At 73.0% G+C, this 11,086-nt stretch carries 9 protein-coding genes and 1 pseudogene; 1 reads left to right on the top strand and 9 read right to left on the bottom strand.

Translation table 11 applies throughout. The features are described 5' to 3' along the window. Together ABZ749_RS18400 and ABZ749_RS18395 are read right to left on the bottom strand one after the other, a co-directional pair. A pseudogene (locus ABZ749_RS18400) lies at positions 1-675 on the bottom strand (transposase); the annotation flags it as partial. A 39-nt stretch (positions 676-714) separates the two neighbouring features. After that, the gene (locus ABZ749_RS18395; protein ID WP_357229234.1) at positions 715-1,671 is read right to left on the bottom strand and encodes a DNA primase; all 957 of its coding nucleotides are present in this window, start codon (positions 1,669-1,671) and stop codon (positions 715-717) included. Between the two features lie 160 nt (positions 1,672-1,831). Here ABZ749_RS18395 and ABZ749_RS18390 point away from each other — a divergent pair, with 160 nt between their 5' ends. Further along, on the top strand, positions 1,832-2,170 hold the full coding sequence (locus ABZ749_RS18390; RefSeq protein ID WP_357206520.1) for a helix-turn-helix transcriptional regulator: 339 nt from the start codon (positions 1,832-1,834) through the stop codon (positions 2,168-2,170). Between the two features lie 57 nt (positions 2,171-2,227). On the opposite strand, the gene ABZ749_RS18385 is transcribed toward ABZ749_RS18390, so the two are convergent. The 7 genes from ABZ749_RS18385 to ABZ749_RS18355 all read right to left on the bottom strand — a co-directional run bounded on the left by ABZ749_RS18385 (position 2,228) and on the right by ABZ749_RS18355 (position 10,641). Beyond that, positions 2,228-2,902 (bottom strand): permease prefix domain 1-containing protein, encoded by a 675-nt coding sequence (locus tag ABZ749_RS18385; protein ID WP_357229232.1) that lies wholly within the window; start codon positions 2,900-2,902, stop codon positions 2,228-2,230. Positions 2,903-2,970: 68 nt separating this feature from the next. After that, the gene (gene cydC / locus ABZ749_RS18380; protein ID WP_357229229.1) at positions 2,971-4,863 is read right to left on the bottom strand and encodes a thiol reductant ABC exporter subunit CydC; all 1,893 of its coding nucleotides are present in this window, start codon (positions 4,861-4,863) and stop codon (positions 2,971-2,973) included. After that, positions 4,860-6,536 carry a thiol reductant ABC exporter subunit CydD gene (cydD, locus tag ABZ749_RS18375; protein WP_357206514.1) on the bottom strand — a complete coding sequence of 559 codons (1,677 nt, stop codon included), beginning with the start codon at positions 6,534-6,536 and terminating at the stop codon, positions 4,860-4,862. The genes cydC and cydD overlap by 4 nt, the downstream gene beginning before the upstream one ends. Continuing rightward, positions 6,533-7,540: a cytochrome d ubiquinol oxidase subunit II gene (locus tag ABZ749_RS18370; RefSeq protein ID WP_357229227.1), complete on the bottom strand. Its 1,008-nt coding sequence runs from the start codon at positions 7,538-7,540 to the stop codon at positions 6,533-6,535. Before ABZ749_RS18370 ends, cydD begins: the two co-directional genes overlap by 4 nt. A gap of 11 nt (positions 7,541-7,551) precedes the next feature. Continuing rightward, complete coding sequence (locus ABZ749_RS18365) at positions 7,552-8,805, bottom strand: cytochrome ubiquinol oxidase subunit I (RefSeq protein ID WP_357229225.1); 1,254 nt, start codon at positions 8,803-8,805, stop codon at positions 7,552-7,554. Between the two features lie 446 nt (positions 8,806-9,251). After that, the gene (locus ABZ749_RS18360) at positions 9,252-10,157 is read right to left on the bottom strand and encodes a M56 family metallopeptidase (protein ID WP_355009493.1); all 906 of its coding nucleotides are present in this window, start codon (positions 10,155-10,157) and stop codon (positions 9,252-9,254) included. A 10-nt stretch (positions 10,158-10,167) separates the two neighbouring features. Beyond that, the gene (locus tag ABZ749_RS18355; protein ID WP_357229222.1) at positions 10,168-10,641 is read right to left on the bottom strand and encodes a BlaI/MecI/CopY family transcriptional regulator; all 474 of its coding nucleotides are present in this window, start codon (positions 10,639-10,641) and stop codon (positions 10,168-10,170) included. Positions 10,642-11,086: the final 445 nt, after the last annotated feature.

The following is an 11,086-nucleotide window of genomic DNA, read 5'->3' as shown; positions in this document are numbered from 1 at the left end:
GACCGACACCTCGCGGCCCCGGGCCACGGTGCCGCCGAGCATGCCCGGCTCGGGCAGCGCGTCCAGCACTGCCAGAGAGACCGGCTCGGCCGGGTCCGGGTAGGCGCGCAGGGCCGCCGGGTAGAGCTCACGCAGAACCTCGCGCAGCGCCACGGCGGCGGAGTGCCGGCCACTGGCCAGCGCGGCGTGCGCGGAGAGCACCTGCTTGTATCCGGCGAGGTCCCGGGGCGCCGGCAGGGTGACGGCGGAGAGCGCCCCAGCCTGCAACGCGCGGGCGAGGCCGACCGCCCGCCGTTCGGCCGGAGGCGACTGCATCTCCTCAAGAGAGTCGTCGTCGGCGAAGCGCTCGGCGAAGTCGTCCACCGAGTCGTCGTCAGCGATCGCCAGGGGTCGCCCCGCCGCGCTCAGCAGCGACGTGACCGTGTGGTCGTCGCTGTCGGCGGCGATGGCCGCACCGCTCGGCCCGCCCGACCGCTCCACGAGCAGCGCGACGAGCTGGGCGTAGCCAGCGGCGTCATCGCTGATCTCGCAGACATGCAGCAGACGGCCTGCGTCGTCGACCACAGCGGACGTCAGCGTCGAACCGGCGGAGGCCGGTCGGTCAGCCGGATCCGCCGAGGCCAGACCGCAGTAAACGCGCACGAGCGCCACGGCGTCGTCCTCCTCCCGGGACAGGTCTTTCCTCTGCCAGCAACTGATGCTCCCCGGTACGGGTCAGTCGCGCCAGTCCACCACCGCAGAGATCTTGCCGACAATGGTGCGCCAACCCAAACTTGCGGTCTGCGCCCCGATCTTCTTCAGCCGTCGCCGAGCCATGAACGCGCCGATCCCGCCGTTGGCGGTGCCACGCAGAGCCTCGTCCAGGTCGTCGAGGCTGGAGCCGGCCGAGAGCATGTCGAGTACCGCAGGCAGCCGCAATGCGTACGAGAGGTCACGCGCGGCCTCGCCCGCCTCGATCAGCAGGGTCGAATCCCACGTGTCGTGCCCGCCGCGCAGGTTCTCCACGACCAGGTCGAGCTCGTAGGTGTCCTCGTCCAGCGGAGCGATATCTGCCGGCTCCACCCGTTCGGACAATTCATTCCAGCTGTCCAGTTGGGACAGATCGTTGGGCGCACCGGATCGGATGAAACTGACAAGCGACTCGGGGGTCTTGAACAGCAGCAGCTTGCCCCGGTTGCTGAGGAAGACCGGCACCTCCTCGTCGTCCGCCTCGTCCGCGACTGCCTCGTCCGACTCGTCGTCGGTCCCGGTGTCGGTGGCGGCGCCGTCCCGGCGGCGCGTCGACTCGTCGTCCTCGTCGGCGAACTCCTGAGCCAGCTCCTCGTCGAGGATGACGACGGTCTCGTCGTCCTCGTCCTCCTCCTCGATCGCCTGGCGGCGGGCGAGGAACGGGTCGTCCTGGTCGCGCTCGGTCACGTCGGTCGGAGTCAGCGAGCTGGCCGGTCGGTACGCCCGGAGCGTGAAGCCGGTACCGGCGGGCAGGGCGATCTCCACTGGGTCGATGCGCAGCTCGTCCCAGAGTGAACGGTCGATCGACGCCGACGGGCGGTCGGTCTCGACCTCGTCTGGCTCGGCCGCGCCGGTGGTGTCGTCGAGCTCGGGCTCGTCGGCGTCGGGCCGTTGGGGCGACTGGCGGGCCACGCTGACCTCCGTGTGCTTCGGGTTGCCCACCCACCGGGGTCTCTGACCGGCGAGTGACTCTGGGCACATACCCTAGTCGGCGGCCCTGGGTGACCGGTGCCCGCACCCCGGTGGCCGGTTGGCGCACGGGTCCGACCTGCTGGTCGTGGTCGCTGGCGAAGTGACGGTTCGACAAGTAGCGTAGCTACGCATGAAGGCCCAGGCGCTGCACGGCCATCTCGACGCTCTGCTGCTCGCCGTGCTCGAACAGGGCGCGCTGCACGGCTACGCGATCATCGAGGCGCTGCGCGCCCGCAGTGACGGCAGTCTGGATCTGCCCACCGGCACCATCTATCCGGCGCTCCGTCGCCTGGAACGCGCCGGTCACGTGGCGAGCACCTGGAGCACTGTCAGCGGCCGGGAACGGCGGACGTACCAGCTCACCGACTCCGGCCGGCGGGCGCTGGCCGGGGAGCGGGCCGGTTGGCGCGAGTTCCAACTGACCGTCGGCCGGTTCCTTGATTCCGGCAGCCCGCCCACCCCGGCCTGACGCGCCCACGGCTGACGCGCGCCCACTCCGGGCTGGCCCGTTCGCGCCGGCCGGTGATCAGCGGGTGGTGGCCAGCAGCCAGCCCCGCGCCGCGCGGGTGAGCGAGAAGTAGGCGCCTCCCACCAACACGGCTCCGATGATCATCGGGGGCCAGTGCAGCGCCGCCTCCCAGAGGTTCAACGACCAGGTGAAGAGGGCACCGCCGGCCACCATGCCGAGGATCAGGACGCCGGTCAGGCCGGTGCCCACGGCACGCTGGGCCAGAGCCAGGCCCGGCCGGGGTGCCCGTGCGCTCGCCCGGACCACCAGCAGGCCGGCCACCGAGAGCAGCAGCGTGCTCATCCAGATCCAGTCGACCGAGTTGGAGAGCAGCAGGTAGCCGGCGGGTGGGCGGGGGCCGTCGCTCCAGCTCGCCCCGCGCCAGGTCAGATCGCCGGCGGCCACCCCCACCCCGGCGACCGCCAGCATCCGCAGGGAGAGTCCACGCAGGGCGCCCACCGCCAGCTCGGCCTGCCAGGACGGGAGCACCTGCGCCGGTGAGCCGAACTCGGCCACCGCCCTGCGTTGCGCCTCGGTGGGTGGCACCCCGCTCTCGCGGTACGCCTCCACGGCGTCCAGCAACCCGTGCCGGGCCTCGGTCAGCAGGTCGGACTTGAGTCGCGCCGGCCCCTGCAACCGGGCGGCCAGCTCCCGCAGGTGCTCGTCGACCATCACGTCCTCACCGCGCCACATGGCACCACCCTGCCACGGACCCCGGCCGGTCGACGTCCGGGAGAACCCTGGTCCGCCCCGGAGCCGGGTCAGGGGGCGAGCGCCAGGTAACCCCGTTCGGCCGCGGCCTGGAGCAGCCACTGGTCCCGGTACCAGCCCGGGGCCGCCACCAACTCGGCGTGCCGACCGCGCTGGATCACCCGACCGCCGTCCAGGACCACTATCTCGTCCAGCTCGGCCAGCCCGCTGAGCCGGTGGCTGATCAGCAGCACCGAGTGCCCGGCGGGGGTGGCGGCGAGGGCGGACGCGAGCACCGCGTCCGCGGCGGCCGGGTCCAGACCTTCGGTGGGCTCGTCGAGCACCAGCACCGGTGGCGCGGCGAGCAGTGTCCGGGCGAGCGCCAACCGCTGCCGCTGCCCACCGGAGAGCTGCCCGCCCTCCTCGCCGACCAGCGTGTCCCAGCCCGTTGGCTGGGCACGGACCCAGTCCAGCAGGCCGGCGGCGGCGGTGGCCCCGGTCAGCTCCTCCTCGCCCGCTGCGGGCCTCCCGAGCAGCAGGTTCTCCCGCACCGTGGCATGAAAGACGTACGCCTCGGCCAGCAGCCCGCCGACAGCGCGCGGCAGCGCCTCCTCGGCGTACGCCGAGAGGTCCTGACCGTTCAGGGTGACCCGGCCGGACGCGGGCCGGACGGTGCCGGTCAGCACGGCGGCCAGTGTGCTCTTGCCGGCGCCGCTCGGGCCGACGACCGCGATCCGGCGTCCCGCCGGCAGGTCCAGGCTGACCCCGTCCAGGGCGGGTGCCGCGCCGGCCCGGTACCGCACTGTCACGTCGACGAAGCGCAGGTCGTGCGGCCCGGTCAGGTCCGTTGGACCGGTCGCCGTCGCCGTCGCCGTCGCCGTCGTCGCCGTCGCCGTCGTCGCCGTCGCCGTCGTCGCCGTCGCCGTCGCCGTCGTCGCCGTCGTCGTCGCCGTCGGAGCGGTCGGCGGATCGGTGTCGAGCAGGTCCGCCACCCGGGTCAGGCCGGGCCGCAGTTGGGTCCACTGCCGGGCCGCCGCTACCAACGCCAGCGTCACCTCGACGGCGGCCAGGGTGCCGACGGCCAGGACGCCCACCAGCACCCCCCGCACGTCGGCGGCGAGCGCGACCAGCACCACCGCCGCGGCGGTCACGCCGGCGGCCAGTACGCCGGCCGCGTCCACGGCGAACCCGGTGGCGGCCAGCCGACGTTCCAGCCGGGCCAGCCGGTGGGCGCGCTGCTCGGCGGCGCGCAGCGTGATGTCGGTCGCCCCGAACGCGGCCAGGTCGGCGGCACCGTGGGTGAGGTCGATCGCGTCGGTGGCCAGCGCGCCCCGCAGGGGGGCCACCTCGGCCGCGCTGCGGCGGGTGACCACGGTGGCCAACGCGGGCAGCGCCACCCCGGCGACCAGCAGCCCGACGGCGAGCGCCCCGGCGGCCGGTGGTGAGATCAGCGCCGCCACGGCGACCGCCGTCACACCGACCACTGCCGCCGCCGAGGCGGGCACCAGCACCCGCAGCAGCAGGTCCTGGACGGCCTCCACGTCGGAGACCAGGCGGCTCAGCACGTCCCCCGAGCGGTGCGCCGTGCCACGGCGGGCCGCCAGGGTGGCGAAGACCCGGGCCCGGACGTCGGTGATCATGCGGAGCACCGCGTCGTGCCCGGCGAGTCGTTCGGTGTAGCGGAACACGCCACGGCTGATCGCCAGCGCCCGGACCGCGACGATCGCCACTGTGAGGCGGTCCAGCGGAGGCTGACCGGCGGCGCTCATCAGCAGCCAGGTGGCGGTGGCCATCAGGGCCAGGCCGGCGAACTCGGTGGCGGCCGCCAGCAGCCCGGCGCCGACCAGGCGGCCCAGGTACGGCCGGGCCAGTCGCAGCACCGCCCGCTCGGCGGCGGCCCGCCCGGCGGCGGCCCGCCCGGCGGCGGCCCGCCCGGCCGGTGCCGACCCCTTCTGCCCGGTCATCTGGCGGCCTTCCCGGTCGGTTCGGGCGTCAACTCGGTGACCCGACCGTCCTCGATGCGCAGGATCCGGTCGGCGTCGGCCAGCAACGCCGGTCGGTGTGCGACGAGCAGCGCCGTCCGCCCGGCGACCAGGCGACGGGTGGCGTCGAGCACCACCGCCTCGGCCGCCGTGTCGAGTCGGGCGGTGGGTTCGTCGAGCAGCACCACCGGGGCGGAGCGCAGGAACGCCCGCGCCAGTGCCACCCGCTGCCGCTGCCCACTGGACAGCCCGTGGCCGCGCTCACCGAGCACTGTGTCCAGGCCGTCGGGCAGCCCGGCCACCACGTCGTCCAGGGCGGCGTCGTGCACCGCGGCGGTGAGTACGTCGGCCGGGGTGTCCGGTGCGCCGAGGCGGATGTTGTCGGCCAGCGAGGCGGCGAAGAGGTGCGCCCGCTGCGGTACCCAGGCGAGCTGTCGGCGCCAGGCGTCCGGGTCGGCGGTGGCGAGGTCGACCCCGTCCACCGTGATCCGGCCGCTGGTCGGCGTCACGAAACCCAGCAGCAGGCCGAGCAGTGTGCTCTTGCCGGCGCCACTGGGCCCGATGATGGCGATCCGCTCGCCGGGTCGGATGGTCACTGTCACGTCGCGCAGCGCTGTGGTCCGCTCGTACGCCACCGTCACCCCCTCGAACCGGATCTCGGCCCGCGCGTCGGGGACGGAGGCGCCCTCGGCGGCCCGGGGCGCGGTGGGTGCGGCGGAGACGGTCAACGCCTCGTCCAGCGCGGCCAGCCCTTCCATGCTGGCGTGGAAGCGACTGCCGGCGGCCCGCAACGGCAGGTACGCCTCCGGGGTCAGGAGCAGCACCAGCAGCGCGGTCTGCAGGGCCAGCCCGCCACCGAGCAACCGGATGCCGACCGGCACCGCGACCAGCGCCACCGAGAGGGTGGCGACCAGTTCGAGGACCAGCGCGGAGAGGAACGCGATCCGCAGTGTCTTCATGGTGGCGACGCGGTGCCCGTCGGCCATCCGGCGTACCACGTCGGTCTGTGCCCGGGCCCGCCCGAACGCGCGCAGCGTGGGCAGCCCGGCGACCATGTCCAGGAAGTGCCCGCCGAGCAGCGCGAGCCGCCGCCACTGCCGCTCGGTGGCGGCCTGGGCCTGCCAGCCGAGCAGTGCGCCGAAGACCGGGATCAGCGGCAGGGTCAGCGCGATGATCACCGCCGAACTCCAGTCGGCGAAGACGACCCGCGCCAGCACCGCGAGGGGCACCGTCACGCTGAGCACCAGTTGCGGCAGGTACCCGGTGAAGTACGCGTCCAGCGCGTCCAACCCACGCCCGGCCAGGGTGGCGATCTCACCGGCCCGCTGCCCGGCCACCCACCCGGGCCCGTGCCGGCCCACCGCGCCGAGCAGGTCGGCCCGCAGCGTGGCCTTGACCGTGGCGGCGACCCGCGCCGAGACAGTGCCCTGCGCCCACACCAGGGCCGAGCGGGCGGCGACCGCGACCACGAAGCCGGCCAGCGCCGGTCGATCCAGCCGACCGTCGATCGCGGTGGCCAGCAGCGACGCGAGCGCGGTGGCCTGCGCCACGATCAACCCGGCGGCCAGCACCCCCAGGAGCGCGAGCACGGCAAGATCGCCCCGGGCCGCAGGGACCCGGCGCAGCAGACGCGGGTCGAACGGACGGCGGCTCACCAGTACACCGGTGCCCTACCGTCGGTCCGTCCTCGGAAAACCCACCAGCACATCGCCTGGAAGCCTAGTAGGGCCGGAAGTAGCGGCAGCGCCACCCAGCCCAGCAGCCGCAGGGTCGGCGCGCTGGCGGCCGCGTCGGCCACCCGCAGCGAGGCGTCCGGGTCGGTCGTGGACACCAGCACGTAGGGCCAGAGAGCTGCTCCGACCAGCAGAACCGGCAGCGCCAGGGCCGCGCCGGTGGCGACCAGAGCCCACCCCGGCCGCCGCCGGGCCAGCGCCGCGCGGGCCGCCAGCAGCGCCGCCACGAGCAGCACGGGCAGGAGTACGGCCACCGTCGGCCGCTGCACGGCGTCGCGTACCCGGGCGGAGAGCAGGCCCACAACGGTGGCCAGGGCGACCGCGGTGAGCGCCACCGGCACCAGCCGGCGGGCCGTGCGGCCGACCACGGCGGCGGCCTCGGCCGACAGTCGCAGTGTGAGGAAGGTCGCTCCGTGCACCGCGACCAGGGTGACCATGGCCAGGCCGGCGGCGGCCGCGAACGGGGTGGCCAGGTGTGTCACCCCGGCGACGTGCCCGTCGGCCTTCAGGGGTACGCCCTGCAACAGCGCGGCGAGCAGCACACCCCAGCCCAGCGCGGCGAGGGCGCTGCCGATCACCACGACGCGGTCCCAGCGGGCGCGGACCCGCTCGTCACCGGGCCGGCTGCGCAACTGCACCCCGACGGTGACCAGGATGACGCCGACCAGGGCACCGGCGACTGCCGGATAGCAGCCGGCGAGCAGTTCGCCCTCCAGGAGGGGGAACGCGCCGAAGAGAATGCCCATGGCGGCCACCAGCCAGACCTCGTTGCCGAGGAAGAACGGGCCGAGCGCGGTGAGCGCCTCCCGGCGCTCGCCCGGACCGACGCCCCGGGCGAGCAGCAGCCCGACGCCGTAGTCGTAGCCGGCGAGCACCAGGTAACTGGCGAAGAAGAAGCCGAGAAGGGTGTACCAGGCGAGGTCCACTGTCTACTCCTCTACAGGAGGGCGGGTTCGGGGTGGGCCGGCTCGCTGGGCGGTACCGGTGGGCGGCCGAGCGCCGGGTCGGCCGCGCCGCGTCTGGCGTGCCGGGCGAGCAGCACCCAGTTGGTGACGGCGAGGGTGCCCAGCAGCAGGCTGAACCCGATCAGCGAGGCGAGCATCAGCGGGGCGCTGACCGGGGAGACGGCCTGCTCGGTGGGGAGCAGCCCGTACGCCACCCAGGGTTGACGGCCGACCTCCCGGGAGATCCAGCCGAGAATCACCGCGATGAACGGCAGTGGCAGGGCGAGCAGGATCAGCCAGAGCGGGAAGCGCAGTCGGATGACCCAGTCCCGGAAGAGCAGGGGCAGCAGGAGCCAGACGCAGCCGAGGGTGAAGCCGATCAGGATCATGAAGCCCAACCCGACGCTGGCCAGCACCGGCGGGGTGTAGTCGCCGGGGCCGAACCGCGTTGTCCACTCGGCGATCAGCGCCTGGCTCTCCGGGCTGTCGCCGCCGAACTTGGTCGGCTGCACCGAGCCCACCGGGCCGAACTGGGCGAAACCGAAGCCCTGCACCATCGTGATGGCCAGTGCCGCGGTGACCAGGCCGATCCGCAGCGAGGTGCGGAAGAGCGCGAAGTCCGGGGTACGCCGGATCAGGTGCCAGGCGCTGACCGCCGCCATCAGCATCCCGCCGACCAGCAGCGCCGCCGAGACCACGTGCCCGAAGGCCATTCCGAGGCTGGGATTGCTGAGCAGCGCGCCGAAGTCGGTGAGGTGGGCGATCCCGTCGCGGACCTCGTAGCCGACCGGGTTCTGGAGCCACGAGTTGGCCACCATGATCCAGAACGCCGAGGCGTACGCGGTGATCGCCACGCCCCAGAGCAGCGCGAGGTGGACGCCCTTGCCGAGCCGGTGCCAGCCGAAGATCCACATTCCGAGGAAGGTGGACTCCAGGAAGAACGCCACCAGCGTCTCGATGGCCAGGGGCGCGCCGAACACGTTGCCGACGTAGCGCGACAGGCCGCTCCAGTTCAACCCGAACTGGAACTCCATCACGATTCCGGTGGCGATGCCGAGCACATAGTTGATCACGTAGAGCTGGCCCCAGTAGCGGGTCAGCCGCTCCCACTTGGGGTTGCCGGTGAGCACCCAGGCGGTCTGCATGCCGACGAGCAGGGTGATCAGCCCGAGTGTGACCACCACGAACAGGAAGTGGATCGAGGTAGTGGTGGCGAACTGCAGGCGGGCGAGGAGCAGGGTGTCCATGACCAGCCCTCCATAGCGTTGGCTCCCTTGTCGTAGCCACCCTACACGTAGCGAGCCTACTGGTAACTTCTACTACGCCACGTCGTAGAAAATACTACTACGTAACGTAGTAATAAAGCTCGCGCTGAACCACGACCCTCATGCCGCAGAGCCCCGGGACCGTCACCGCCCCGCCCCGTCGATCATGGAGTTGTGGTGGGTAAAAAGCCGAGCGAGAAAAAACCAGGCACCACAACCCCATGATCAAACCCGGCCGTGCCGCGATCTTGCACTTTCTGTCCCGGCAAAGGGCGCATTCAACGCTTATCGACGACCGAAACTGCAAGATCGACGGGGGAGGCCGACGCGGGGTGGGGCGGTCAGGGACGACAGCCTGGATCTGGTGGTCGGCTCGGCGGTGTGGGGTGTGAGGGCAGCGTCTTGCCGCTGGGGGTGCCCCGTGTGCGTCAGCTCAGGAAGAGGGTGACCGGGAGGGCGACCAGCGTGGTGGCGACCGCGAGGGCGGTGGCGCCGAGCACCCGGGGCGGCCGGTCGCTGACCAGCAGGCGCTGGACCCGTACGTCGAGATCCCGGTCGCCCATGCCGAGCGCGCCGGCCGGGGTGATCCGGTGCCCCGCGGCGGCGAACCGGCGCAGCGCACCCGCCAGCGGTGCCTCGGCGTGCAGCTCGCGGGCCTTGTCGTCGGCGCGCATCTCGACCAGCAGGGCGACCCGCTCGTGCGCGTCGCGCACCCAGCCGAACCACGGCAGCGCCCGGCACAGCGCCGTGAACGGCAGCAGCACCAGGTCGTGCCGCTCATGGGCGTGCGCACGCTCGTGGCTGAGAACCGCGGCCAACTCGGCCCGGTCCAACAGGCTCAGGGTGCCGGCGCTGATCACCACCTGCGGCTTCACGCCCGGCAGGCAGTACGCGGCCGCGCTCGGATGATCCAACACCAGCGCGCCTGGCGCGGCCGGGTCGTTCCGGGCGACCAGGGAGAGCAGGTCCCGGTGGCGACGCTGGGCGCGTACGGTGCCGTGGATGCTGCGAACGGTCGTCGTGACCAGCACCGCCCCGATGCCGAAGCCCACGCCGACGCCGGCCAGGTGGAACGTGCCCACCCCGATCGGCAGGGCGCCGTGGGCGAGGTCGTTGGCCAGGGCGAGCAGTGCGCTACCGGTCGACCGGTCGTACGCGCTCAACCCGAGCGCCATGGGCAGGCCCATCGCCGAGAGGCCCAACGCCAGCCCGACGGCCTGCCAGCAGACGATCGCCACCCGCGGGCTGCGCCACGTCCAGGTGGAACGGGCCAACACCTGGGCGGTCAGATAGCAGGCCAGCATCGTGGCGGCGAAGTGCACGGCGTAGGCCATGGCGCGCGCCCTACCGCTCCGCTGTCTCGCCGGCGGCTCGTCGGCCCGCCGGCCCGTCCACCCGGTCGGTCAGGGAGTCGGCCCTGCCCGCGTCGCCGCCGGTGGAGCCCGGCCCGGTCAGGCCGGCTTCATTGCCCAGGGCTGCTCGCAGCACCTCGGCCTCGGTGCCGGTCACCGAGCGGGCGAAGCGCACCAGCGCGGCGTCCCGGCTGCCACCCAGGTCGAGGGCGTCGAGCATGAGTTGAGCGATGTGCGCCTCGCGGCTGGCCGCCGGACGATACCGCCAGGCCCGACCCTCCCGCTCCCGTTGCACCATGCCCTTGCCGGCGAGCCGGTCCAGCACCGTCATCACAGTGGTGTACGCCAGCTCACGGCCATCGAGCGCGTCGGCCACCTCGCGCACGGTCACCCCGTCCGACGTGCCGGGAACCACGTCCCACAGCACGTCCATCACCGCACGCTCAAGATCGCCCAACCGAGTCACAAACCAATCCTACCCCCGGTAGTAGACCCCCACCCGCCCGTCCCCACCCGCCAATCAACCAGCCCACCAGCCCACCAACCCGCCAGCCCACCCACCCACGCCGCCAGTGATCATGGGATGACCGGGCCGAAAGAGATCAAAGCCCCCGCCAACCCCATGATCACCAGGGTGAGATCGGCGGAACAGGACAAGCACACGACAACTTCAGGGATGTTGCTGCCTCCAAGGCGCTGGAGGCAGCAACCTCCCTGAAGTTGTCGTGGACCCTGACCGGCCGCCGACAGCGAACCCGGATCAGCACGCCAGCGGACCCGGGCGGACCAAGGCGGGGCGGACCCGGGCGGACCAAGGCGGGGCGGACCCGGGCGGACCAAGGCGGGGCGGACCCGGTCGGACCCGGTCGGGCGCTGCCGTAGATCGGAAGAGCACACCTCAGAACACAAGT

This window comes from Micromonospora sp. NPDC047753 (assembly GCF_040642735.1).
GTDB lineage: Bacteria > Actinomycetota > Actinomycetes > Mycobacteriales > Micromonosporaceae > Micromonospora.
This window is presented reverse-complemented; position numbering and strand designations above follow the sequence as displayed.

Excerpts from the sequence above, each read along its gene's own strand:
- ABZ749_RS18365 (WP_357229225.1), bottom strand. The coding sequence starts at position 8,805 with ATGGACACCCTGCTCCTCGCCCGCCTGCAGTTCGCCACCACTACCTCG.
- ABZ749_RS18385 (WP_357229232.1), bottom strand. The coding sequence starts at position 2,902 with ATGTGGCGCGGTGAGGACGTGATGGTCGACGAGCACCTGCGGGAGCTG.
- cydC (WP_357229229.1), bottom strand. The coding sequence starts at position 4,863 with ATGACCGGGCAGAAGGGGTCGGCACCGGCCGGGCGGGCCGCCGCCGGG.
- ABZ749_RS18360 (WP_355009493.1), bottom strand. The coding sequence starts at position 10,157 with ATGGCCTACGCCGTGCACTTCGCCGCCACGATGCTGGCCTGCTATCTG.
- ABZ749_RS18390 (WP_357206520.1), top strand. The coding sequence starts at position 1,832 with ATGAAGGCCCAGGCGCTGCACGGCCATCTCGACGCTCTGCTGCTCGCC.